Annotated in this window: 27 protein-coding genes, 1 tRNA gene, 1 rRNA gene and 1 riboswitch; of the genes, 9 read left to right on the top strand and 20 right to left on the bottom strand. The window is 45.4% G+C overall.

The window, feature by feature from the left end; genetic code table 11:
- The first annotated feature begins 10 nt into the window (after positions 1–10).
- A complete protein-coding gene (locus tag FKV70_RS24430; RefSeq protein WP_142614842.1) occupies positions 11–823 on the top strand; it encodes a pentapeptide repeat-containing protein in 813 nt (270 codons plus the stop codon).
- A gap of 102 nt (positions 824–925) precedes the next feature.
- On the opposite strand, the gene FKV70_RS24425 is transcribed toward FKV70_RS24430, so the two are convergent.
- The 5 genes from FKV70_RS24425 to FKV70_RS24405 all read right to left on the bottom strand — a co-directional run bounded on the left by FKV70_RS24425 (position 926) and on the right by FKV70_RS24405 (position 4,091).
- Complete coding sequence (locus FKV70_RS24425; protein WP_244310842.1) at positions 926–1,516, bottom strand: hypothetical protein; 591 nt, start codon at positions 1,514–1,516, stop codon at positions 926–928.
- Between the two features lie 56 nt (positions 1,517–1,572).
- Positions 1,573–1,926: a YunG family protein gene (locus tag FKV70_RS24420; RefSeq protein WP_063212154.1), complete on the bottom strand. Its 354-nt coding sequence runs from the start codon at positions 1,924–1,926 to the stop codon at positions 1,573–1,575.
- Positions 1,927–1,974: 48 nt separating this feature from the next.
- Positions 1,975–2,529: a histidine phosphatase family protein gene (locus tag FKV70_RS24415; RefSeq protein ID WP_142614841.1), complete on the bottom strand. Its 555-nt coding sequence runs from the start codon at positions 2,527–2,529 to the stop codon at positions 1,975–1,977.
- Positions 2,530–2,732: 203 nt separating this feature from the next.
- Positions 2,733–3,239 carry a PTS sugar transporter subunit IIA gene (locus FKV70_RS24410; protein ID WP_063212155.1) on the bottom strand — a complete coding sequence of 169 codons (507 nt, stop codon included), beginning with the start codon at positions 3,237–3,239 and terminating at the stop codon, positions 2,733–2,735.
- 345 nt (positions 3,240–3,584) lie between these two features.
- Positions 3,585–4,091 (bottom strand): YwhD family protein, encoded by a 507-nt coding sequence (locus FKV70_RS24405; RefSeq protein ID WP_142614840.1) that lies wholly within the window; start codon positions 4,089–4,091, stop codon positions 3,585–3,587.
- A gap of 124 nt (positions 4,092–4,215) precedes the next feature.
- Between FKV70_RS24405 and FKV70_RS24400 the strand changes: the two genes are divergently transcribed.
- From FKV70_RS24400 to FKV70_RS24385, 4 genes are all read left to right on the top strand, one after another.
- Entirely contained in the window at positions 4,216–6,228 is a 2,013-nt protein-coding gene (locus tag FKV70_RS24400) for a M1 family metallopeptidase (RefSeq protein ID WP_142614839.1), read from the top strand.
- A gap of 11 nt (positions 6,229–6,239) precedes the next feature.
- Positions 6,240–7,067 carry a hypothetical protein gene (locus tag FKV70_RS24395; RefSeq protein ID WP_142614838.1) on the top strand — a complete coding sequence of 276 codons (828 nt, stop codon included), beginning with the start codon at positions 6,240–6,242 and terminating at the stop codon, positions 7,065–7,067.
- Positions 7,068–7,344: 277 nt separating this feature from the next.
- Positions 7,345–7,482: riboswitch (cyclic di-AMP (ydaO/yuaA leader) on the top strand.
- Positions 7,483–7,488: 6 nt separating this feature from the next.
- Complete coding sequence (locus tag FKV70_RS24390) at positions 7,489–7,989, top strand: C40 family peptidase (RefSeq protein ID WP_142614837.1); 501 nt, start codon at positions 7,489–7,491, stop codon at positions 7,987–7,989.
- A gap of 301 nt (positions 7,990–8,290) precedes the next feature.
- On the top strand, positions 8,291–8,782 hold the full coding sequence (locus FKV70_RS24385; protein ID WP_063212160.1) for a GNAT family N-acetyltransferase: 492 nt from the start codon (positions 8,291–8,293) through the stop codon (positions 8,780–8,782).
- Between the two features lie 95 nt (positions 8,783–8,877).
- Here FKV70_RS24385 and FKV70_RS24380 read toward each other — a convergent pair whose 3' ends face one another.
- Both FKV70_RS24380 and FKV70_RS24375 read right to left on the bottom strand, forming a co-directional pair.
- Positions 8,878–9,177, bottom strand: a complete 300-nt coding sequence (locus FKV70_RS24380) for a 4a-hydroxytetrahydrobiopterin dehydratase (protein WP_063212161.1) — start codon at positions 9,175–9,177, stop codon at positions 8,878–8,880.
- A gap of 116 nt (positions 9,178–9,293) precedes the next feature.
- Entirely contained in the window at positions 9,294–9,587 is a 294-nt protein-coding gene (locus FKV70_RS24375) for a hypothetical protein (RefSeq protein WP_142614836.1), read from the bottom strand.
- A gap of 187 nt (positions 9,588–9,774) precedes the next feature.
- On the opposite strand from FKV70_RS24375, the gene motA reads away from it, so the two are divergent.
- A complete protein-coding gene (gene motA, locus FKV70_RS24370; RefSeq protein WP_029514943.1) occupies positions 9,775–10,569 on the top strand; it encodes a flagellar motor stator protein MotA in 795 nt (264 codons plus the stop codon).
- Positions 10,562–11,389, top strand: a complete 828-nt coding sequence (motB, locus tag FKV70_RS24365; RefSeq protein ID WP_063212164.1) for a flagellar motor protein MotB — start codon at positions 10,562–10,564, stop codon at positions 11,387–11,389. Before motA ends, motB begins: the two co-directional genes overlap by 8 nt.
- Positions 11,390–11,523: 134 nt before the next feature.
- On the opposite strand, the gene rluF is transcribed toward motB, so the two are convergent.
- Both rluF and FKV70_RS24355 read right to left on the bottom strand, forming a co-directional pair.
- Positions 11,524–12,225 (bottom strand): 23S rRNA pseudouridine(2604) synthase RluF, encoded by a 702-nt coding sequence (gene rluF, locus FKV70_RS24360; protein WP_063212165.1) that lies wholly within the window; start codon positions 12,223–12,225, stop codon positions 11,524–11,526.
- A gap of 49 nt (positions 12,226–12,274) precedes the next feature.
- The gene (locus FKV70_RS24355) at positions 12,275–14,551 is read right to left on the bottom strand and encodes a PAS domain S-box protein (RefSeq protein ID WP_142614835.1); all 2,277 of its coding nucleotides are present in this window, start codon (positions 14,549–14,551) and stop codon (positions 12,275–12,277) included.
- Positions 14,552–14,880: 329 nt separating this feature from the next.
- Here FKV70_RS24355 and tadA point away from each other — a divergent pair, with 329 nt between their 5' ends.
- On the top strand, positions 14,881–15,381 hold the full coding sequence (tadA, locus tag FKV70_RS24350; protein WP_063212167.1) for a tRNA adenosine(34) deaminase TadA: 501 nt from the start codon (positions 14,881–14,883) through the stop codon (positions 15,379–15,381).
- 59 nt (positions 15,382–15,440) lie between these two features.
- Positions 15,441–15,998 (top strand): GNAT family N-acetyltransferase, encoded by a 558-nt coding sequence (locus FKV70_RS24345; RefSeq protein ID WP_142614834.1) that lies wholly within the window; start codon positions 15,441–15,443, stop codon positions 15,996–15,998.
- Positions 15,999–16,119: 121 nt separating this feature from the next.
- Here FKV70_RS24345 and FKV70_RS24340 read toward each other — a convergent pair whose 3' ends face one another.
- From FKV70_RS24340 to rrf, 11 genes are all read right to left on the bottom strand, one after another.
- Positions 16,120–17,196: a hypothetical protein gene (locus FKV70_RS24340; protein WP_063212169.1), complete on the bottom strand. Its 1,077-nt coding sequence runs from the start codon at positions 17,194–17,196 to the stop codon at positions 16,120–16,122.
- A 197-nt stretch (positions 17,197–17,393) separates the two neighbouring features.
- Positions 17,394–17,549, bottom strand: a complete 156-nt coding sequence (locus FKV70_RS24335) for a small acid-soluble spore protein P (RefSeq protein WP_064795693.1) — start codon at positions 17,547–17,549, stop codon at positions 17,394–17,396.
- A gap of 72 nt (positions 17,550–17,621) precedes the next feature.
- A complete protein-coding gene (locus FKV70_RS26220) occupies positions 17,622–17,792 on the bottom strand; it encodes a hypothetical protein (RefSeq protein WP_167669752.1) in 171 nt (56 codons plus the stop codon).
- A gap of 27 nt (positions 17,793–17,819) precedes the next feature.
- Entirely contained in the window at positions 17,820–18,161 is a 342-nt protein-coding gene (locus FKV70_RS24330; protein WP_063212171.1) for a hypothetical protein, read from the bottom strand.
- A gap of 145 nt (positions 18,162–18,306) precedes the next feature.
- Positions 18,307–18,395 (bottom strand) — tRNA-Ser (locus FKV70_RS24325).
- A gap of 89 nt (positions 18,396–18,484) precedes the next feature.
- Positions 18,485–19,768: a serine--tRNA ligase gene (serS, locus tag FKV70_RS24320; RefSeq protein WP_063212172.1), complete on the bottom strand. Its 1,284-nt coding sequence runs from the start codon at positions 19,766–19,768 to the stop codon at positions 18,485–18,487.
- A gap of 36 nt (positions 19,769–19,804) precedes the next feature.
- Positions 19,805–20,371: a pyridoxal 5'-phosphate synthase glutaminase subunit PdxT gene (gene pdxT / locus FKV70_RS24315; protein WP_064795694.1), complete on the bottom strand. Its 567-nt coding sequence runs from the start codon at positions 20,369–20,371 to the stop codon at positions 19,805–19,807.
- A 16-nt stretch (positions 20,372–20,387) separates the two neighbouring features.
- Positions 20,388–21,269, bottom strand: coding sequence for a pyridoxal 5'-phosphate synthase lyase subunit PdxS (gene pdxS / locus FKV70_RS24310; RefSeq protein ID WP_063212174.1), 882 nt, complete (start codon positions 21,267–21,269; stop codon positions 20,388–20,390).
- Between the two features lie 130 nt (positions 21,270–21,399).
- On the bottom strand, positions 21,400–22,788 hold the full coding sequence (locus tag FKV70_RS24305) for a D-alanyl-D-alanine carboxypeptidase family protein (RefSeq protein ID WP_142614833.1): 1,389 nt from the start codon (positions 22,786–22,788) through the stop codon (positions 21,400–21,402).
- 327 nt (positions 22,789–23,115) lie between these two features.
- The gene (gene guaB / locus FKV70_RS24300) at positions 23,116–24,573 is read right to left on the bottom strand and encodes an IMP dehydrogenase (RefSeq protein WP_063212177.1); all 1,458 of its coding nucleotides are present in this window, start codon (positions 24,571–24,573) and stop codon (positions 23,116–23,118) included.
- Positions 24,574–24,911: 338 nt separating this feature from the next.
- Positions 24,912–25,007: ribosomal RNA gene (gene rrf / locus FKV70_RS24295) — 5S ribosomal RNA — on the bottom strand; the annotation flags it as partial.

Raw genomic sequence — 25,007 nt, 5'->3', positions numbered from 1 at the left:
TGTGTGTTTATTGTATACCGGCGATTGTGAAAAATGTTTTGGTTTATGCTGTGTCGCCTTGCCTTATGCCAAATCTGCCGATTTTGCCTTTAACAAGGATGGAGGAACTCCCTGCCAACACCTAAATGCGGATTATCGCTGTGGCATTCATAAAAGTCTAAGAAACAACGGCTTGCGAGGCTGTACCGTATATGATTGCTTTGGGGCAGGTCAAAAAATTTCCCAAGTTGTATACAACGGAAAAAGCTGGAGAGACGATCCGGCAATAGCCGAAGAAATGTTCAATCTATTTCCCATCATGCAGCAGCTCCATGAAATGCTCTATTACCTAAATGAAGCCCTTAGCTTAAAAGAAACTCACTCCATCTATACCGAGTTACAAGAAGCAATGACGAAAACCGAGCAGCTTACGGATCAAGACCCCAAATCCCTCATAGATCTTCATGTACCCACCCATAGGGCGCTAGTCAATGATTTACTTGTACAAACAAGTGAGTTAGTGCGAGGAAAATTTAGGGGAAACGTGGAGAATCCTAAACTTAGTAAAAAAATCAAGAGTAGAGACCTCATCGGGGCCAATTTAAGAGGCGCTAATCTGAGAGGTGCCAACCTGAGAGGCGTTCTACTGATTGCTGCTGATCTGCGTGAGGCTGATTTAGGCATGACTGACCTTATCGGGGCAGATGTTAGAGATGCTGATTTAAGTGGGGCTAATCTGGAAGGAAGTATCTTTCTTACACAAGCGCAACTAAATTCAGCTAAAGGCAATGGCAAAACCAAACTGCCCTCGTCTCTAAGCGTTCCCAGCCACTGGCTGCATTAGTTTTATTCGTAAGCAATAATACTCACCTACACGAAAAAGAAGTAGACCGCCCTCAACTAGGTACCGATCTACTTCTGGTATTTTACTGTTCACTCCGTCATTTTACTCCCACGTTGCATGTTGCTCTGTAGTGCTTTCACGGTAATAGCAGACTTGATTCTTACATCCGTAACGAATAGTAGATCCTGTATCCTCATAATAGCCCTCAGCTTCGAAATTTGCGGGCTTTGTAGCTTCAATCAGATTCAACAGATCCTGCGCAACTTCTGTTATAGAGTCTTTCTCAGTATCTCCCCCTATAGCAGGACCGCCTGGTCCTTCGTATGCAGTCAATATCCAGCTCTGTCCAGTCGAATTTGTCGCTTTAATTATGTACCCATAAGCTTCTTCCAAATCTTTCGATGTCCTTTGAGGCTGTCCAAATAAAGTAATTAGCGCTCCTCTAAACTGAGCACTGCTCTCCTCCTCCAGCGATGTAGCATGAAGAATATTGGATGTCATCAATACAGCCTTTTGATCATCTACCCTTTTATAACTATATCTTGCCACATACTTCTCGCCTGAATACTTTTTACTATGTGGGGTTGATGTCTGTTGGTCCAATGGTATTGGGTTTTGTTTAGAAGAATTCAGTAGCAAGCCACACACAATTGCTAGGATGATCACCGCAACTACTATATATTTGTTAATCATACTCCCTCCTTATAGTCTAGAGGCTAATTTTCTCTGTGGAGATATCTTACTTACACCTATACCTTTTCGTTAAGAGTTTCCCCTAATCTCCGGCTCAAGGCTGCATACTGCTCTGCATTGGTGTCTGAAAAGGCTTCTTCCCGGTTGGATTGTACATGCTGATACTGTGGAAGGCTTGAAAATTGCGACTCCGTGAAATCTATAATGTCCTCACCGATTCGGTTGTAATAATGCCAGCTGCTATCCAGCCATGTCTTCAAAATATCACCGCCAAGCCTGTCTTGAACGACGAGCGCTGTGACTCCACAATGTCCGGCTGCAGGATTATTAGCTGTCCATTTAGAGCTAGACTCCAAAGACCAGGCCTGAAACAATGCCTTTTCTAATTCTACAAAACGATTTGTATTCAATATACATCTCCCCTTTTGAAACCATTCTGTACTTATAGTGAACCTATCCTACTTATTCCAATCTATACTCCACACTCTATGAATCTTAGCTTCCGCTTCATTCAGTTCTAGCAAATACACGTCGGGATTGGAAAGTTTTTTCCATTCTTCAAAACCAAACTGCGGGTCATAATATCGAATGAGAAGAGATAGTAAAGCTCCATGAGTTACAATAATAAGCGTATTTTCCGCCCGCTCTACAAGCTCCTGAATAAGCTGGATTACTCGATTCGCTGCTTCACGGGATGACTCTCCTCCTTCTAGCTTCAAGTCCTCGTCCAGATATGTCTGTTCGAGCACTTCCAGCCAATGATCCAGATGCTCATGGCTTAATACACGTTCCTGAAGACGTGGATCAGTATACACCTGCAACTGTTTACGCTCAGCCAAGGGCTGAATAGTTCGTACGGCTCGTTTCCATGGACTGGACACAATATATTCCACACCTATATTCTCCATAAAATCAGCCAACTGCTCAGCTTGTCGGGCACCTTCATCGGTGAGTTGGGCATCTGGTTCCTGTCCGGTTGCTTGGCCATGTCTAACAAAATAAATTTTCTTCACGTCATCGCTCCTAACCGCCACGCAAATATTTTATAAATTCACAAATAATTATTGTATTGGTAGTTTAGCAAATATAAACGGGCTTCTCCATCTCCAGTTCAAGTATTAGCCCGTTTTATCGAAGGCCTTCCTTTGACCAGTCAGTGAATCATCTAAAGAAAAGACTAACCAGGAATTCCTGATTAGTCTTTTCTGAATGAGAGCTATGCTTTTAAATGAACCCTTAATACAGGTACATCTGGAGAAGCAGATGAATGATCCAGTATTTCCACATGACTGATCATATCCTGCCCGTCTGGAACGATGACCGGAGTAATTACAGGCAGTCCACCCTGCTGGATCGCATCCAGATCAAACTCCATCAATAATTGTCCAGCTTTAATGCTATCTCCTACTTGAACATGAGGATTAAATCCCTGTCCTTTGAGGGAGACGGTATTAATTCCGACATGTATCAACACTTGTACGCCGGATTCATGCTCAATGATCAGAGCGTGCTTGCTTTTTTCCATGACATGAGCAACTTTTCCTGCGAAAGGAGCAGTGACCCTGCCTTCAGACGGCTGGATAGCGATGCCGTCGCCCATAGCTTTCGTAGAGAACGCAGGATCTGGAACCTCTTCCAGGGAGACCACTTTTCCTTTAATCGGCGCTACCATGTCGAATTCTTCAATACGGGGAGCCGCCTTCTTTTTCAACCATTTAAACATAACGATGCCACCTTATTTAGAGATTACATTCATAAACAGCCATAGGAAATAACTATACCCTCTTAGGAACCGGTTCCACAAAATACTTTAATAAAACCGGGGTGAAACCGATTTCTATTTGAATTATAGTGAATGCCTTTCCATGATGTCAAGGAATTATCAATTCATAATTACATATTTATTACCTACATGAAAAAGAAGTAGACCGCCCCCAACCAAGGTATCGGTCTACTCCTGAACCTTACTGCCGACTGCTCTGAAAGCTACCAATTGAAGGCTTCGCAAAGCTTAAACAAAGATTCCAATCGGGTTGCTTCTCATAGGATTTACTGTGTAAAAGCTGGCCTACCCTTCTAGCGCCTGCTTCAATTCCTCAGGCGAAGCGTCCCACCATTCCGGGTTATGCGAAATCAGCAGGCTTTTGAGCGCTGCTTTATCTTCGCTGCTGAGATCATCCAGCATGAAACGGCGCTTGAGTGCGTAATCCATACGGTTAACATGATCAGCGAGGATTTTCCATCCCCGTTTGGCTTCGTCATCAATCAGCATCTCGCAGGCGGTCGCGCCACCGTACATACGTCCTTCGGGCGTACGATCCACAGCTACCCATACCAGCCATACCTGGCGTCCGTTCGGTACATCTTCTTTATTCGTAGAGAACTTGATTCCACGTTCTACTTTACTTTTGGCATGCATGGCACCGATATCAATTTTCGCCTCGCCTCGGTCAATGATGACCGGGGACATGCTGTTCAGGTCGATTGAGCCTGCGCCGAAGCCCTTATGTTTACTCTTGCCACTGACAATATTCAGTGCAATCTGCTTTTTGCCGTCCGGCTGATTTTCACTCATGTGTCACTAGGCCTCCAATTTCCGTTTTCACACTCATTCTACACTATAAATATTTTAACTAATAATCTCCTGAAAGCAAACATATACATGCTGTAGATGCTTGTCAACGGGAGGTATCCATTGTATGACCCCAGCACGCGCCAAAATCGTTTTATTGTCCACACTAGCCCTCGGACTTCTAGCAGGAACGTTATGGTTTGCATGGCAGCCCCAATCGCAATCCACCCCTCTGTCCGCAGGCAAACCACTATACGACTCCGAATCTGAGTCTGCGCTTACGCCAAATATGGGCAAGTCTCTAGGGGCCAACATCCTGCCCGACCTGCCCAAAAACCCTCCACAGCCCGCTACGGAAGTTCTCAGCAGGCGGGTGGTAGAGTATCACATTGATGTATCTCTGGAAAAAGGACGAGTTTTGCAAGGCACTGAGACACTGACCTGGAAGCATCCGGGCAAGAAAACTGTGAATGATCTGTATCTTCATCTATACCCAAATGCCTTCTCTTCCATGGAAACTACCTTTATGAAGGAATCCGGCGGAAAGCTGCGCGGAGACACCATGCCCAAAGACGGCTTTGGCTCCATGACGCTGACTGAACTAAAAACAGAAGACGGTTTATCTCTCATGCACCGTACTCAATATGTACAACCAGACGATGGTAACGCAAGCGACCGTTCACTCATGAAGGTGCGTCTGCCCAAGCCGGTGCGAGGTGGCGAAGAAATCACACTATATATGAAGTTTGAAGTCAAACTGCCTGGCATTTTCGCTCGTATGGGTGCGACAGATGATTTTGTAATGGCTGGACAGTGGTTTCCAAAGCTCAGCGTCTATGAGACCGCGGGACAACGTGGGCGCGCCGAGGAGGGCTGGAACCTCCATCAGTATCATGGCAACTCCGAGTTCTATGCCGATTTTGGAATTTACAGCATACGGATTCGAGTGCCTGAAACATACATCGTAGCAGCGACCGGATTTCCCACCCGTGGTGCGGTACGACAGAACGGCCAGAAAATATATCAATTTTACGCCGATGATGTACACGATTTTGCCTGGTCTGCTTCACCCAACTTTGTAGCTGTAGAAGAACCCTTTTCTTCCACTGAGATTCCTGGTGTCAAAATCAAGCTCTATCTGGACCCATCTCATAAGGAGCTCAAAGGACGTTACATGAGCGCAGCCAAGGCTGCCCTTTCGTACTATAGCAAATGGTACGGGCCTTACCCATATTCCACTCTATCCATCGTCGTTCCACCTAAAACAGGCAGTGGAGCCGGCGGTATGGAATATCCGACACTGATCACGGCCGCAGCTGCGGACCAACTGAACCCCGGCTATAATCTGGAACGGACGCTGGTTCATGAGATTGGGCATCAATATTTTTACGGAATGGTAGCCAACAATGAATTTGAGGAGCCTTGGCTGGATGAAGGCTTTACCTCCTATGCAGAAGAACGGCTCATGGAGCAAGAATATGGGCTTATCCCCAACTTGCCGTTACAATCGGGACAGGTAGCTTCTCCGCAGCCGCTAAACCGCGAGTCCTGGAAGTACGGATCAGCGGCTGAGTATGCACAGAATGCCTACTCACGAGGCAAGTTGGTACTACGAGGCATTGAACGTCAGGTGGGTATGAAGAAAATGGACCGAATTATGCGGACCTACGTCCAGACGTACCGATTCAAGCATCCGACCTCACAGGATTTTCAGCGTGTTGTGGAGAGGGTGACTGGACGCTCATGGAGCCACTATTTTGAACAGTATGTATATGACGGCCAGATGGCGGACTTCTCTGTCGATCGCATTATGAACCGCAAGTTGGAGAGTGGATATGAAGCAGTCGTGACGCTCAGCAAAAAAGGAGCAGATTATCCTAAGATTCCTGTTCAATTTACTTTCAAGGATGGCACAACGATATTCAAGGCATGGGACGGTACGGGCAAAAGTACAACCTTTCGACTCAAAAGCAGCTCCCCCGTGTCCTCTGTAGCCGTCGATCCTCTATACACTATTGCCTTGGAGAACAAGCATATTAATAATAACCTGAAGGCTGAATTGAACGAAAAACAACAAACCCGTTGGAGTATAGGTGTAACCAAGCTGTTGGAGACACTGCTTGGAAGTCTGTCATGGTGAGGTGTCTATAGATGCGGACTGTTATAAAAGAAGGCTGGGCGCTAGTGCGCATACGCTTTTATATCGTTATCATTTTATTTCTATATCGTCTGCTGTGGGGGGTATTTCTCTATCGGCTGGTGCAGTCCGCTGTCATCCCGCTGCTGCTTCGTTATCCGGATCAGAGCCAAAACGAGTTGGGAAGGACTTTGTTTTGGATGGAGGGCCAGATCGCCTTGATGGACAGCCGAGAAGTGCACGTATATTTATGGATACTACTAGGGGCAACCGTATTGCGTATATTGATCACACCCTTTATTAGAGCCGGCATCTATCAAAGCCTGTATACCGATGCAACTGAACCGCAAAGCCTGTCCTTCTTCAAAGGGATGAAACGGCATGGTATGTCATCGCTGTTGTATTACATCATCGAGTTGGGTCTGCTGCTGCTCCCCGCCTTTTGGGTGGTACCAAGACTCTATCCTATTGTAGCAGGAACCCTGCAATCTTCCTCTTACCTGCTGCATTTGTTGCCCTATGCCATGGGGTGGATGGCTTACGGGTGGTTCATTCGGCAGTGCATCCTGTATATGCAATTGGGCACAGTCAGTGGTCACGCCGTACTATCGTCCCTGCTCGCCTTCTTTCGCCAGCTTCTTCCCGCTGTCGGCGTATCCTTGCTGCTCGGTGCTTGTGTGCTGCTGGTCTTCGGTCTATTTGGCACCGTGGCGATGATTTGGACTGGTATGTTGGCGCTGATTCTCCAGCAATCGTATCATTTTGTTACCAGTCTAGTCAGGCTGTGGCATATCAGTTCACAGTACCGACTATGGCATATCGATATCTCCAGCAGGAGTTAACCCCTCTCTTTATGCTATCTTCTGCATTTTCAGCTGTCGAAAAAAACTTTTTCTTCCCCGTCCTCACGACACATAACTGAATACTGTTAACAGAATCTGTTCCTACGATGTTAGGAACAGATTTTTTTTTGTAACTTTTTGCGATGAAACATTTGCCAAAGCCTGCTGTCTTTGTTACAATAATCGCAGTGAACTGATAGTAACAACTTTGTAATCTTTATTGTAACCTTTATCTTAAAAACATCGTTGTCGTGAATACTGCTCTCCAAGGTGCACATCTTAAGTTAAGCCTAATTCCTGGCACCTAGGAAGCGGGGGAACCAGTTTGGGTGAATTGATCTCGCAACAGAGTGGTCATAGGGGAACCTTCTACCGAATCCTTAAGCTAACCTCGCAGGCAATTGGAAGGGGTATATTTTTTTTGAAGAAGAAGCTAACGATCGCAGCTATGAGTCTCGCCATTGCCTTTACATCCTTTACTTTCGGTGGCGGCAGTGCATTCGCAGACTCCAAGATGGACCAGGTCATCCAAGATGCCAAAGGAACGAGCTACAGAAGCGGAGGCACTACACTCGAGGGATTCGATTGCTCCGGCTTCACAATGTATGTATTCAACAAACTGGGAATTAAACTGCCGCATCAATCTGGATCACAATTCAAAATGGGATCTTCTGTATCCCGTGATGAAATGAGACCAGGAGACCTGGTGTTCTTCAACACCACAGGAAGAGGCATTTCCCATGTAGGTATCTTCGTAGGTGAAGGGAAATTCGCCCACTCCTCGACTTCACGTGGTGTAGTAGTTAGCTCACTGAACGAAAATTATTACGCTAACCGTTTTGTCGGTGCAAAAAGAATTATGAGCACAGACGCTTACCATTCTGTAGCTTCAGAAATTCCTGATGACGACAACGTAGAATAACCACCGCACAGCAAGCTAACCCTAGCCGCAATTTGATTCTGGCCGGAATCGAATTGCGGTTTTTTATGTCCACTACATCAGCCATGATTATCAATACTGACGAACTGACGCCTCAAAAGGTTTCAGTGTTAGCGAACATCGTCGGTTTTACCGTCACCGCTGGGGGAGCATTGAACGGTAAATTCCTTCTTATTGAATGTATACCCGACTTAGGTACGAAATAAACACGCTTGCCATTCCTCTTTAACTTGTCTACAATCTGTTGTTAATGATTGAAGTACGCAAAAGGAGGAATGGAAAAGTGCCTGCCTCAATATCCAACTACCGGATCGTGCCGATGGACGAGCATCAAGCGGCTGAAATCTGTGAGTGGCGCTATGATCCCCCCTACAACATATATGGCTGGCTTCCATGGGAACAAATGAAGGCACTTGAAGTCGAATTTGGGAGTCCTACGCTTCGCCAAGAGCAATATGTTGCCGTACTGGACGCAGAGAATAAGCTGGCGGGATTTGCCCAATATTTTCCTATGGTTGGTGTGACCCGGCTGGGTCTTGGAATGCGTCCTGAAAGATGCGGACACGGCACAGGCTCCGACTTTGTCCGGGCCATTGCCGAGGAAGCCAGACGACGCCACCCGCAGAATGAGATTGACCTAGAGGTGCTCACGTGGAATCAACGGGCTATTCGAGCCTATAAGGCAGCTGGATTCGAGCTGACCGATACCTATGAGCGCCAGACTCCAGATGGCAGAAAGCCGTTCCATTGTATGGTATATCGTCCTGAACATTAGAACCGGGCTCTATAAATAAAAGCGCCTTCGCTATACAACCGCGATGTTGTATAGCGAAGGCGCTCTTAGCATATATACGACAGATCATTACAAACTTAATGACCGCTGCGCATTTTTTCAAAAGCTTCATTATATTGTTGGGCTTCTTTAATATCTACAGCCATAATACCGCCATCGTCCCAAGAGGTCAAACGCAGAGTCACGGTCTTGTAATCAATCGTAATAAATGGATGGTGATTAAATGCCTCAGATATAGCGGCAACTTCATCCACGAATGCAATACCTTTCATAAAACTGGAAAAATTGTATTTCCGAACGATCCATCGTCCTTCCTCCAGTTCCCAGCCCTCCAGTTTCTCCAGATGTGCTTCAATCTCTTCTTGTGTAAAAGGCATGTTACGAACTCCTCCCCGTTTATACGGAAGCCTTTCAGCCGCTTCATGCGGCCAAAACTACGATATATTGGTGTACATATTACCACGGCCCCGTTGATAAATCCATCAGACGTCCTTTAGATCAAAGGGACCGACGTCAGCTCCTCATCTCCAATGAGTACATAAATCCGGTGCTGCTCCGGCTCATAAATCACAACACCGCTACCTACAGTGATAATGGGCTCTGTACCCAGTGCATAAAATAAGTCTTCTGCCAAAGCTTCACTGACCTCCTGACGCCCCGCCGGGTCCAGCCTGTCCCAATCTTCTGCTTCCATTTCAAAAAATTCATAGCTATCTGGGATGCGTCCCACAGCCTCTGTCAAATCGTTCAAAATTTGTTCATACTCGCGCCCATGCTTTACTCCCATGCTATTTCCTCCAGTGGTTCAGCCATTCAATACCCAATCACCTTATTATACCGGAAATTCGCCCTTAACAAAAAAGAGAGTTTTGTCGATAAATACTATAATCCGTCTCATAATGACGCGCTTGGGGCAAGGATGACCCATGCGGCATGAAAGGATTCAAAATCTATTCTCATGGATGAGGTGTATCATGCAAATTTCAACCATTATCGGACTTGTGCTCGGGATTTTGTCACTGGTTGTCGGGATGATCTTAAAAGGCGCTCCGGTCGTCAATCTGGTCAACAACCCCGCTGCTTACATGATTATTTTCGTCGGAACGGCAGCGAGTATATTTATGGCCTTCCCGATGGCAGAAATCAAACGGATTCCGAAGCTGTTCAAGGTTATTTTCACCGAACAAAAACTGTTAGACCGCAAAGAGCTCATCGGTACGTTTACCGAGTGGGCATCCATTACCCGTCGTGAGGGTCTGCTCGCCTTGGAATCCAAGGTAGAGGAAATCGACGATCCCTTTATGCGTGGCGGCATGCGAATGATTATTGACGGCAATGATCAGGAATTCGTACGGGACGTTCTGATGGAGGATATCAACGCTACCGAGGATCGACATCGCTCTGGTGCACTGATCTTCTCCCAAGCTGGTATGTATGCTCCAACACTCGGGGTACTTGGTGCGGTTGTAGGTCTGATCGCCGCTCTGGCCGACCTTAGTGACATGGAAAAGCTCTCTCATGCCATTGCAGCAGCCTTTATTGCGACATTGCTCGGTATTTTTACAGGTTATGTCCTGTGGCATCCGATGTCCAACAAGCTGAAACGGTTATCCAAAAAAGAAGTCGAGCTTAAATTAATGATGGTCGAAGGTCTGCTTTCCATTCAATCGGGGATATCTACGATTGCCATCAGTCAGAAACTGACGATCTTCCTGACTCCGACCGAACGGGCTACAATGACCCAGAAGGATGGCGATTCCAGTGAGTAAAAAGAGACATGAACCGCACGAAGAGCATGCTGACGAAAGCTGGCTGTTGCCATATTCCGACTTAATGACCCTTCTGTTGGCTCTTTTTATTGTCTTATTCGGTATGAGCTCGCTCGATGCCAAAAAATTCGAAACTATGGCTCAATCCCTAAGTTCAGCTTTTAGTGGCGGTACGGGCGTGCTGGATCACTCAGCCGCGAATCCGTCATCACAATCGATGGATATGGGCAAAAATAAAGAACAAGTAACACAACCGTTAAAATCGAAAGCCACTTCTACCTCTGATCTGCAGAAGCAACTCGCTCAGCGGGAAGAAGAAGATTTAAAGAAGCTTAAAAAACAAATGGATCAATACATTCAAAATAACGGTCTGTCCACTCTGCTGAACACCAAGCTGAACCAGTCCCAGCTGATGATCACCATTAGTGATAATGCCCTGTTTTCATCCGGGCAGGCCGAAGTAAAGCCGGAGGCAAGGAAGCTGGCCAAGTCCATTTCCAGCATGCTCCAACAGTTCCCTGGCTATGATGTTATCGTATCCGGCCATACAGACAATGTACCTATTTCCAATAGTCAGTTCCCGTCCAACTTTGATTTGAGTGCCAAACGCTCGCTTAATTTTTTGCGTATTTTGTTGCTGAATCCGCAGCTCAATCCAACCAAGTTTGTATCCATCGGATATGGCGAGTATCGACCTTTGGCAAGCAACCAAACTGGAGAAGGACGCTCCAAAAACCGTCGTGTCGAAATTTCCGTTCTTCGCAAATATCAGAACGGTACACAAGTTATTAGTCCTACCTCAAGCTCGAATGAAGGTTGATCATGAATATGTTATATGAACAAAGGCACCGCCGCATTTTTTTTGCAGCTGGTGCCTTTTGCTTTAGTGATTCCTGTATTCTAGCCTGTCATATACGAGAGCTAAGCGCTATAGGCTATCAGAGGGCCTCTGCATTAGCTAAGCGTATAATCAAGCATCTGGCCCAGTTCCCGCTTTTCAGCCTCTGTTAAGTCACGCCAGGCGCCTTTCTGAAGGGATCCCAGCCGAATATTCATAATTCTCAGGCGCTGCAGTTTTTTAACTTCATAGCCGAAGGCAGCGCACATACGTCGGATCTGGCGATTTTTCCCCTCTGTTAGAATAATACGGAATACATGCTCAGATACACGCGTCACCTCACAAGGCAACGTCCGCTGACCGAGTATCTTCACACCGCTGGACATCCCCTGTACAAAAGATGGTGTGACCGGGCGATCCACCGTTACGATATATTCTTTCTCATGCTTGCCTTCTGCCCGTAAAATTTTATTCACAATGTCTCCATCATTGGTCAATAAAATGAGACCTTCTGAATCCTTATCCAGGCGTCCAATCGGAAATATCCGCTGCGGGTGCCCCACAAAATCGACAATATTGCCTCTAATGTGGCTCTCTGTCGTGCTTGTAATGCCCACTGGCTTGTTCAATGCAATATAGACGTGATCGGACTTATCGCGCAGTGGCTTGCCGTTCACACGAACATCATCGCCTTCCTCCGCTTGACTGCCCAGCACGGCCACTTCGCCGTTAATCGTCACGCGGCCGCTCTCTACCAGCTTGTCCGCCTCCCGACGCGAGCAAAAGCCAGTTTCGCTGATAAACTTGTTAATGCGCAACCTGTGTACCCTCCATTTCTACGAACACACTTCCTCCTGCCCTGACTCGTTATTCAGGCTTGGCAATCGGAAGCTGCACGAGGGCCGTTGTTCCCTCTCCCTCTGTGCTTTCAATATCCAGTGTACCTTTGTGGCTCTGTATAATACGCTGGCTGACCATAAGCCCTAGCCCTGTACCTGTTTCTTTGCTTGTGACAAAAGGTTCTCCCAGCTTGGACAGCATTTCTGCAGGAATGCCCTTTCCCTGGTCCCGTATGACGATTTTAACGCTTTCTCCCTCTAAGAACAAATGAATTGTGATGATGCCGCCTTTACTCATAGCCTCCATGCTATTTTTAAGTAAATTAATGAATACCTGTTTTAACTGATTTTCTTCAGCATATACCAAGGCAGGTTCGTCTGTGACCTGAAGATCGAATACAATACCCAACAGATGCGCCTGGCTATCTAGCAAAGAAATAACATCACTCACAATATAACGGACATCTTTTTTCTGAAAATGCACGGCTTGTGGCTTCGCCAGTATTAAAAACTCGCTAACAATCAAATTAATGCGATCCAGCTCAGACATCATAATATCGTTGTGTTTCATATTTAACACTTGATTTTGCTGCTGTAGTTGTAGGAAGCCGCGTAGTGTGGTTAATGGATTACGAATCTCATGCGCTACACCTGCCGCCAGTTGCCCTACAGTTGTCAGTTTCTCTGATCTACGCAGCAGTTCCTCCATCCGGTTGCGCCCCGTGATATCACGAGAAACACAGATAAAACCTAAGATTTCTCCTTGTTCATCCAGAATAGGCGACGTACTCATACTAATCTCTACTGTACTTCCATCCTTACGCATTCGTAGGGTCTCACTTGATACGATGCTTTCTCCCTGAAGCAGGCTCTCCTTCTGAAATTCATACTCTTCCTGTAGCTGCGGTGGTACAAACTCCAGCTTACGGCCAACCAATTCTTTCTTGGTCCATCCGTACAAAGCTTCGAATGCATGGTTGACCCGAATAACACAATCCTCCTGATCGGTTACATGGATTGCATCTGCCGTCTGATTAATAACTGATTCTAGATGCTCTTTTACAGAACGGTTTTCTTCATACATCTGTTCAAGTCTTCTCGTATACATCCCTAAATTGTAGGCCATCGCATTAATGCGCTCACCTAGCTGTGCAAGCTCATGACCACCTTTAATTTGTAGCCGTGTATCAAAATGACCGTCAGCCATCTCGTTCACTTTCCCCAAAATTGACTGTATGGGACGGACAAATAAGCTGGCGAGCACATAGCTTCCAATGATCACAACCTCCAAAAGAACAATGGAAATGGCTACTAAGCTAATCAATTGCTTGGATATAACAGAAGCGATGGTATCATAACTCATGACAATACGGATGACATAGGCATCACGGTTTGACGGATAAAAAGGTATGTAACTGACAAGCACCCGTTCGCCTTTGATATAGCAATCTTGTACGATACTCTCTCCCGAAAGAATCGCCCTGGACACGGCCAAACGATCCTCTGGCACTCTCGCTAGTTGATATGTGCCGAATTGGATCGGTTTGTTGTACATATAATAGTACTTTCGGTCGTTACCGTTTTTGTCCATCGTAGCGCCACCAAAGGTTGCAGGGTTGATTCCTGTTATTTCCAAAATGCGATAATCCACTTGCTGAGTCTGCTTCACAATCTCAGCTGGGCTCAGGATAGGTATAAAATCCTGGACTGAAGTATCCTGGAAGGATATTCGAATTAAGTAGTTACGTTTTTGGTCATAATAGAATCCCCATTTATTGATATGTGCAAAGCCTGAATCTGTGTAATCAAATGAACTGGTCCAAAAATGATCCAGATTCTGACCATGTGCCATGGTCACCTGTCCATGCTCATATAATTGGTCAACTGCATTTTTCCAATGCCCTGTCAATGGGTCGGATGACGTTAGCTCTTTAGGATTCGAAGATTTGACAACCTTATATCCCTGTCCTTCTCGGATTATCAAAGAAATATTAATATCCCTGTGGAGTGTAGCTATTTGTTGTAGCTGTTCCTGCTGGATATTTCGGATGTCGGAATCGAGCTGATTAGCAGCCAACGTAGCAGAAAGCCACAAATTATATCCGAGCTGCTTGTCAACGGCTTCCCAGCTATGCCGGTTTTGTTCGATAGCTCCTCCGATAATTTTAGCCGTCAGAACCATTTTGGTTTCACTGTCACTTCTTAGATTTTCATGGGTCGTGTAGTAATTGAGTGCGATGTTTAACAACAGGATAAATAGGACCGACCCTGACAAAATGATCGTTATTCTGATTTTTATCGACACACTGATTTCTCACCTCTTGCCGTATGCTGGCGATTACTGGCAATTGCTAACTCAATGATACCGTAATAGCGTCTGGGATACCAGCATTTACATTTACCGGATATACATAAATACACATCTTGTGAACAATGTTGTCAATAGGCGAGCATTTACCTACAATGTAATAAGATAATCATCCACATTTAGTCCACAAATACACAGAAGTTATTATAAACTGTGGATAAGTATGTGGATAAGTATGGTGTTATCCACAATTTTATTCACATCATGTTAACAACGGAATACTTGTTCGTTGGATAATTCCGACGTTTGAAAGGAGCAATTCCCCAGTGACCACTATGGATCACGCCTATTGGATGAAAGAAGCCATTCAGGAAGCGTACAAGGCAGAAGCGTTGGGTGAAGTCCCCATCGGAGCTGTCATTGTAAAAGATAATGAAATTATCGGTCGTGGCTACAATTTGCGCGAAACCGATACCGACCCAACCGCACATGCAGAGATGGTTGCCATCCGGCAGGCCAGTGAGCATCTGGGAGCCTGGCGCCTGCTGGATTGCAGGCTGTATGTCACTTTGGAGCCGTGCCCGATGTGCGCTGGAGCCATTGTGCAATCGCGTGTCCCCCATTTAATATATGGCACTACAGATCCCAAGGCAGGCTGCGCAGGCACGCTAATGAATTTGTTGCAGGAGCCTCGCTTTAACCATTGTACAGAAGTAACCAGTGGTGTACTTCAAGAGGAATGTGCCTCCTTGCTAACAAACTTTTTCCGACAGCTCCGGCAAAAAAGAGCGGCTGCCAAATCGTCTCCTCCCCCCTCTCCATCCTGAGGAGAACAAGGACAAAGTTCTCATTTCACTGCTAATTCCCTATGAAAGGAGATCCACCCATGCCTATGAGCTTGTATAACACGCCTCAGGGGATCTTTTTACGTCCTCTAGGCTTGGAGGATGGCGAAGCCCTTCTCGGCCTTAGGCTTCGAAATAGGGACTCTCATGCCCCCTATGAACCGCTTTATGAGAATTCATTTTTTACTTTAGAGAAACAACAGGATTATATCCGTCAGAGATTGCGCCAAGCGGAAGAAGATCGAGGCTACTTATTTGGTATCTTTCTCTTAAAACAAGAACGTTTGATAGGTTATATCTCTATTTCCAATCTGGTGCGTGGAGTTGGTCAATTCGCCGATGTCGGCTATATGATGGATCAACAGGAGCAGGGAAAAGGGCATATGACGGCTGCTTTAAAGCTAATCATACAATATGCTTTCCGTGCCTTATCTCTACATCGTCTCCAGGCAGGTACCCTTCTGCATAATAATCGCTCACAACGTGTATTACAGAAATGTGGCTTTCAGCCGGAAGGTATTGCTCGCAAGCTGGTACAGATTCAGGGCGAATGGCAAGATCATCAGATGTTCGCGATTCTGGCTGAGGATAACGTGTGACGAACTCATACTGCACGAAAAACAACTTAATCATAGACAAAAAAAACCGCTCGGCTTATGCCGAGCGGTTTTCTTACATCCCCTCCAAAGGAGTGATGTTTATAATGATGTCATCCCCTGTTTAAGGAGATACAGTTTGCATTTTTTGTTGCAGTTGTTCGATCGTCAGGACTTGATCAGCTGTTGGGATACCCACTTTAAATGCTGCTTTTTCATTGATCTTGCTGTATTGCGAGTATCCTGTTACAGACAACTTCACATTATCTTTCGTAGAAGGATCATTCACTTCCACGTTCGCATTCAGATCTTGATACACAGGAACGTTATCCTTGTTCAAAGCAGTGTTAACGTCAAACTGTTTCACTGTCAGATAGTTCTTCAACTCATCCAACTTTTTGCTAACTTCGCTGGTGTTGGATTGCAGTTCTTTCTTCGCTTCAGCCAGTTCTTCTTTCTTCACTTGAAGCATGCCTGCATATTCATCTTTAGACATTATATCAAGGACCTTAGGCAGCGCCTTAGTGATAAATGTATTGGTCGCTTGCTTCACATTGTCGTTTGTGATTTTAAATTGAACCACTTGTTTTGCTTCAACGCCTTGTGGCAATTTAGCGTCTTTAGGATCAATATCAAAGAAATACGTAGCTTGATCATACTCGTTCATGATAGCAGCAATCACTTCATTCGCAAATTTTTGCGATTTTTCCTGATCCATGGTTGCTGGGTTAAATTCTTGTCCCGATTGCTTAGCCAGTTCTTGTGGATCAATCAGCAGGAATTTACCTACAACATCCTGTGGAAGCGGGTAGAATGGAATATTAGGAATTTTCACGTACAATTTATCTTTAGTCATGACCATTGGAATCGTAAAGTTGGTAGAAAGATCACCTTTCAAATGAATGCCAAGCGTCATTTCAGATTGGAAGGGCTCCTTTTGGTATACACCATCCAGCGTAATGTCTGCATTTTTCAGCATGCTAGTTACCATTGCACTTTGTTCAGCCGGAACAGAAGCGGAGGTAATTGCCAGTTCCTTAACGGTAAATTGACTTTTGGATTCGTAGGAATTCAACTTCATAGCATTTGCTGTACCAGTCGTAACCGCTTCTTTCGGTTCTAACTTCTTGCTACAACCTACCAGCGCTACCGTCATAAGCAACACCATAGTGAGGACCAAGACGGATAACTTTTTACTCATTGTGTAGATTCTCTCCTCTCATAATTAACCCCTTTTTTATACTAACAAAAAAATACACACCCTCTATTTTAACTCATATTCACAAACGGCGAAACACTTATTGGAAAATTTTCTTACAATAAGCACAAAGACACCCTGGCTCTTTAACCAGGGTGTCTTTGTGCTTTGTAATATTTTTAGGAAAAAAGTCTGACTGCTTATGAACCTTCTCTGTTATGGTGATCCACGTGATTCCGCTGTTTCACCTTCTTAGAACCGGATAATGGCTCCTGTTGATGACTACGCTCACGCTTTTCATGACTTCCACCAGAATCCTGTGCCTCGGGAACAGGAACAGCTCTAGGCTTGCCCATTTGCGTATCCTCCATTCTCATTTTATATTACTGGCACATCAGCGAATCCGTTTATTACCATTTAAAATAGGACTATAGATGGTTCATATCTTCCGTTTTATCGTGGTTTAGTGAATCCTGATGACGACGATCATTACGATCCTGCTGCACTTGCTGTGCCTGATGACTATTTACTGGACGTTGCTCCAAATCATCGACAATGTTGGACAGGTTTTTATCCAGTCCATTTTTGGCCTTTGTCATGTAGCCTTCCTCCTCATTCCTTCATGACTACGAGTGCGTCAATGACTGTAATGTTTGGGCACATTGGTGAATATGCCGAGTATAATCGGACACCAGCTGTTGAATGATATCTGTTCGTTCATCCACAGTTCGTCCGTCACGCTCTACATCGACTAAGTTAACCTGTACTTCCCGGGAGTCTACATATTTACACGCAAAATCAAAGGAGTACATTTGTCGGCCTTCCACCTCGATATGGATTCGAATAGCCTGGTTATCAGCTTCATCTGCCTGCACCTGTGTTTTATCTCCTGAATTCAAAAGAATCGGCAGTTGTTCCTGCCAGGCCTCTACCAGCTTTTGCTGATCTACTGTCATTTCTCGATTCATGCCAGCACCTCCACATCTGATAACGTGTGAAGAAAACAGGTTTTTTATACAACAAAAAAGCCATTCCTCACGAATTCTGATCATTAGTGTATAAAACCTAATGTACCAGTTATCGTATTTGAATGGCTTGGTTTATTTTAGAATATGGCGGAGAGGATGGGATTCGAACCCATGTGGGCTTGCACCCTAACGGTTTTCAAGACCGCCCCGTTATGACCGCTTCGGTACCTCTCCAGGTGGTAAATGGATAAAGCTGCTTCCCTTATCAAACAACTCAGGCGCAACAAAATTATTTTACCACAGATTTTTTAATAATGCAAGGCTTACTGTTTAGGAGTTATAACCTCAACGCCTCGCATGTATGGACGCAGCACTTCGGGAATTACAATGCTTCCGTCCTCTTGCTGATAATTCTCCAAAATAGCAGCAACAGTCCGTCCTACAGCCAATCCTGAACCGTTCAGCGTATGTACAAATTCAGGCTTTGCCTTCGCATCTGGACGAAACCGGATGTTTGCCCGACGCGCTTGGAAGTCTTCTGTGTTTGAACAGGAAGAAATCTCACGGTACATGCCGCTCTCAGGCAGCCATACTTCCAGATCATACGTTTTGGCAGACGTAAAACCCATATCCCCTGTGCAAAGTGCCAGTACGCGATATGGAAGTCCGAGCAGCTGCAAAACGCGCTCAGCGTTATTCGTCATTTTTTCCAATTCTTCATAAGAGGTATCCGGGTGAACCAGCTTGAGCATTTCTACCTTATTGAACTGATGCTGACGAATCAAGCCGCGTGTATCACGCCCTGCTGACCCTGCCTCTGAGCGAAAGCAAGAGCTGTATGCCACATAATATTTTGGAAGCTGATCTGCATTCATTATCTCTTCTCGGTGATAGTTCGTTACCGGGACTTCAGCCGTAGGAATAAGATAATACTCAGTGTCACGCAGTTTAAACAAATCCTCTTCAAACTTCGGTAGCTGACCCGTTCCGTACAGGCTGTCTCGGTTTACAATGTATGGAGGTAGCATTTCTTCATAACCATGCTCACTGCTGTGCAGATCCATCATAAAGTTAATTAGCGCACGTTCCAATCGCGCTCCCAATCCCTTGTAGAACGTAAAACGAGAACCCGTTACCTTAGCCGCAGCCTCAAAATCGAGAATATCTAGATTCTGAGCCAACTCCCAATGTGCTTTGGGTGTAAAAGAAAACTCGCGCGGCTCCGACCAGCGGCGGATTTCCACATTATCCTCTTCCGATGCGCCTACAGGCACAGTCTCGTTAGGAATATTAGGAATCGACATCACCAGTTCATCAATCTGAACTTCCAGTTCCCGCACTTGCTCATCCAATTCTTTAATACGATCGGAGACCTGACGCATTTCAGCAATAAGATCATCCGCATTTTCCTTATTCTTCTTCAACTTGGCTACTTCACCAGATACGACATTCCGGCGATTTTTGAGTCCTTCACTTTCCTGAAGCAACTCACGACGGCTGACATCCAGATCCGTAAAACCCTTAATCAGATCCAGAGATTTACCTCTGTTCTGTAAAGCTTTCTCAACCCGACCAAGCTCGTTACGCAAAATCTTTATATCTAACACAGGTGATCCCTCCTACACTACAAACCTGACTTTCCGCTACCCGCGGACCATATCCACAAAATACTGATGCAACCGGTAATCGTCTGTTAATTCCGGATGGAAGGATGAAGCCAGCAAATGACCCTGACGGGCTGCCACAATCTCGCCGTTATGCTCAGACAGCACATCTACTCCCACTCCAACAGATTGTATTAAAGGCGCACGGATAAACACCGCACGAACCGGTTCCTCAATCCCTTTAATGTTCAAGTCTGTTTCAAAGCTTTCTCGTTGGCGACCAAAAGCATTACGCGCTACTGTAATATCCATGAGTCCCAAATGTGCTTCTTCCTGTCCTTGAATCGTTTTGGCCAATACAATCAATCCCGCACAAGTACCAAATACAGGCTTGCCTTGATTCGAAAATTGACGTATCGCCTCTATAAAATCATACTTGCGCATTAGCTTACCGATCGTGGTGCTCTCACCACCGGGAATGATAAGACCGGACAGCTCATCGAGCTGTTCGATCTTCTTCACCGCTATGCCTTCAGCACCCGCACGTTCAATGCTTCGTATATGCTCAGCTACAGCGCCTTGCAGCGACAATACTCCTATTTTCATGCCGGTCCCTTCTTTCTTACCAACCACGATCCTGCATGCGCTCATGCGATGCCAGCTTGGAAATTTCAATGCCTTTCATAGGAGTCCCCAAATTCTTGGACACTTCTGCAATCAGCTTGTAATCGGTATAATGAGTGGTTGCTTCCACAATTGCCCGTGCAAATTTCTCAGGGCTATCTGACTTGAAGATACCAGATCCTACAAAGACACCATCAGCGCCCAAATGCATCATCAACGCAGCATCCGCTGGTGTTGCTACACCGCCTGCAGCAAAGTTGACCACTGGTAGCTTACCAAGCTCATGTACTTCTAACAGCAACTCATAAGCAACTCCGAGGTTTTTCGCCTCTGCATACAGCTCGTCCTTCGACAGGTTTTGCACCTTGCGAATTTGACCGTTGATAAAACGCATATGACGAACAGCCTCAACAATATTTCCAGTTCCCGGTTCACCCTTTGTACGGATCATAGATGCGCCTTCACTGATACGACGCAGTGCTTCCCCTAGATCCTTGGCTCCACAAACAAATGGAACGGTGAACTCCCGCTTATCAATATGGAAGACTTCATCCGCAGGTGTCAGCACTTCGCTCTCATCGAGGTAATCAACACCGAGAGATTCCAGTACCTTTGCCTCAACAAAGTGGCCAATACGAGCCTTAGCCATAACAGGAATAGAAACAACCTTCATAACCTCTTCCACAATCGTTGGGTCAGCCATACGAGCAACGCCACCCGCTGCACGGATATCCGAAGGCACCCGTTCAAGAGCCATTACGGCTGTAGCGCCTGCTGCCTCTGCAATTTTAGCCTGTTCAGCGTTCATGACATCCATGATTACGCCGCCTTTTTGCATCTCTGCCATACCTCTTTTTACACGCGAAGTTCCCGTTTCCATGTCATTGCCTCCTGTAAGGGTTACGTTTAGATTCTAACTTAAGATTTTACCGCACGAACGCCAAATACACAATCATTTCGAGTTGCAAAATAAGTTATGCAGAACACGTTAGGTCACTAGCGTCACTTCTTTAGAAGAGATTCTTAATTCCCTGGAACAAATCACCGAAGAAACCACCAATGGCCCGGAAAAGCATTCGGAACCAGCCACCCTCTTCTACTGCCGTCGTAGTGACCAAATCAACCGTTTTCGTCTGGCCTTTGTCCACGCCATCCGTTTTGTATGTGTACGTAATCGTTCCGACTTTTGCCCCTTGCTTTAAAGGTGCCACGAGAGAGAGTGCTGGTGTAATGTTTGTTGTAAAAGTTACCTTAGGATTGCTCGCACCCTTAGGTACGATGAAACTCACCGCATCCTTTGTGACGATCGGTACCTCTGTTTCCTTACCTTTGGTTACGGGTACACTCTCAATGCCCTTAACCACCGTCTTTGGAGCAACAACCTGCTTCACTTCAAAATTATCAAAACCATAGTTCAGCACTTTAGCTGTCTCTGTAAAACGGTGAGGCTCAGAATCAGCTCCCATAACGACACTAATGAGACGCATTCCATTACGTTCAGCCGTACCTGTAAAACAGTTTCCAGCATTGTTCGTATGACCCGTTTTCATTCCGTCCAAGCCAGGATAAGCGAATTTTCTGAAGTTAGTAATGTTCTTGTTCGCTTCTAGCATCCAATTATAGTTAATAATTGGCGCTTTATCAGTCGGCCGGAATTTGTATGATTGAATTGTGGTAAACCGTGTGTAATCCGGATGATCCTTAATAATATAACTGGCCAAAGTAGCTGCGTCTCTCGCTGTCATTACAGTTTCCCGGTCTGTATCCGGTTGGAACCCTGTAGGCATATCCTTACGATCCAAACCAGTCGAGTTGATAAAATACGTATTTTTCATACCCATTTTCTGAGCTGTTTCATTCATTAGTTTTACAAAGTCCTGCTCGGTTCCAGCTACACGTTCTGCAAGAGCTACTGTTGCATCATTAGCAGAACCTACGGCCATGGCAATATAAAGCTCCTCTACCGTATGTTGATCCCCTTGAGCCAAAAAAATACGTGATCCGATACTCTTGGCAGCATTCTCGCCAACCGTTACCTTATCCGTCCACTTGAGCTTACCTTGCTTAACCTGCTCCGCTACGAGGTACTCTGTCATCATTTTAGTCATACTGGCTGGCGGAAGCGGCTCATCTGGATTCATAGAAAGCAAGATCTGTCCTGTGGAGGGCTCGACCAAAATGGCAGAACGGAGTGCCAAACTAGGAGGGTTAATAGAACCTGTCCCGATAATATCCTTCGCCTCGTTTGTTGCTGCAGCAGCAAAAGTAGCCACACTTGGATCAAAATTGCCTACAACCGGCAGGGCCGACATATACATCATATTAAGCACCATGACTGCAGTCACACTCTTTTTAATCATGCTGCGTTTATTAATTTGCCTCAAATTGTTCGCTTTCAAATGAATACAAACTCCTCTCGTACCTCAACCCGATTCGCTATCTATAACGAGACGGTGGTTACAGCCTTTACTTGGCCAAAGAATTAATGTTTTAATGTTATTTCATTCAGTGTCATTTCATTTCGTAAGATATAGCCCGTCATAAGCATTCTGTGCTCGAATCTTCCTAACCGGTAGGAATCCTCCAAAATACCTATGTGCCCCTAGCTCATCAGTTACCTTGTGTGAAGGCGGACACTTGTCTATTCTATCACAGGGGTATCTCTAAAAAAAGACAGGCAGAGCGAAATGCGCTCTGCCTGTCGTCAAGTCAAATACAGCTGAATTTTATAGAGAGTAGTTTGGTGCTTCTTTCGTAATTTGCACATCATGTGGATGGCTTTCACGCAGACCTGCACCTGTAATACGGATAAAGCTTGTATCGTTACGAAGCTCCTCAATATTAGCAGTACCGCAATATCCCATACCGGAACGAAGACCGCCCAACAGCTGGTGAACAGTGTCGGAAAGTGGCCCTTTATAAGCAACGCGTCCTTCAATGCCTTCTGGCACCAATTTCTTGTCGTCATCTTGGAAATAACGATCCTTACTACCTTGCTTCATCGCAGCCATAGAGCCCATACCACGATATACCTTGAAGCGACGTCCTTGATAAATTTCCGATTCCCCCGGGCTTTCCTCCGTACCTGCAAAAAGGCTTCCCAGCATTACCGCAGAAGCACCTGCCGCAATGGCTTTTGTAATTTCACCGGAGTATTTAATACCGCCATCTGCAATAATCGGAATATTATATTCACGTGCTACTGTTGCACAGTCATAGATAGCTGTAATTTGCGGAACACCAATCCCTGCAATTACGCGTGTGGTACAGATTGAGCCTGGACCAATACCGACCTTCACGACCGATGCTCCTGCTTCAATCAATTCACGCGTTCCGTCACCCGTAGCTACGTTACCTGCTACAATCGTCAGATCCGGATAAGTTTTACGCAACTCACGAACAGCTTCAATAATGTTAATATGATGACCATGAGCTGAATCCACAACAATCAAGTCCACGCCCGCCTTTACAAGGGCTTCCGTCCGTTCAAACGTATCCTTGGAAATGCCGACAGCCGCACCGACCAGAAGACGCCCTTGTGCATCCTTCGCTGCGTTCGGAAACTGAATAGCTTTCTCAATATCTTTAATGGTGATCAGACCTTTGAGATAGTTGCCTTCATCAACCAGAGGAAGCTTTTCAATTTTATGCTGTTGCAAAATGACTTCTGCTTCCTGTAAAGTCGTGCCTACTGGTGCAGTTACCAGTTCTTCCTTCGTCATCACTTCACTAATTTTAAGATTAAAATCGTGAATAAAGCGAAGATCACGATTAGTAATAATACCCACCAATTTGTTCTCTTCGTTTACAATAGGCACACCGGAAATACGGTATTTACCCATAACAGCCTCAGCATCGGACACCAAATGATCGGGAGTCAATGAGAATGGGTTGGTGATAACACCGCTCTCTGAACGTTTAACCCGATCTACCTCTACTGCTTGCTGTTCAATCGACATATTTTTATGAATAACACCAATACCGCCTTCACGAGCCATCGCAATCGCCAACACTGCTTCAGTAACAGTATCCATACCAGCACTCATCAAAGGAATATTCAGCTTCACGTTATCACTCAAACGAGTCGCTACGCTAACTTCTTTGGGCAGTACCACCGATTTACGAGGTACCAGCAAAACATCGTCAAAGGTAAGGCCTTCCTTACCGAATTTATCTTCCCACACCAAGATGATCCTCCTTCAAAATGTTTAGTCTGTATTGGTCTTGTTGTCTGTCCGACATGGACAAATCAAGGCTCTCTGAAAATATATTATTGCAATCTTAGCAAAGCGGTATAGGGGTGTCAAGCCTTCATCAACAGCCTTAACCTATAGTATTTCCCTGTACAAACAACTGTACTCCTACGAAGGACAATCATTTATTCATAACGGTTTTAAAGGTGCCTCACTATTACAAACGCATTAGGCAAGTAGCCGAGAAGCAAGAATATAAGCGATTTCCCTTATATGCAAAAAAGAGGACCATAATCTAAATAAGATCATGGTCCTCTTTACTTGTTGTTGCTTGGCAACGTCCTACTCTCCCAGGACCCTGCGGTCCAAGTACCATCGGCGCTGGAGGGCTTAACGGTCGTGTTCGGGATGGGTACGTGTGGAAC

Source organism: Paenibacillus ottowii (assembly GCF_006874425.1).
Classification (GTDB): Bacteria; Bacillota; Bacilli; order Paenibacillales; family Paenibacillaceae; genus Paenibacillus; species Paenibacillus ottowii.
This window is presented reverse-complemented; position numbering and strand designations above follow the sequence as displayed.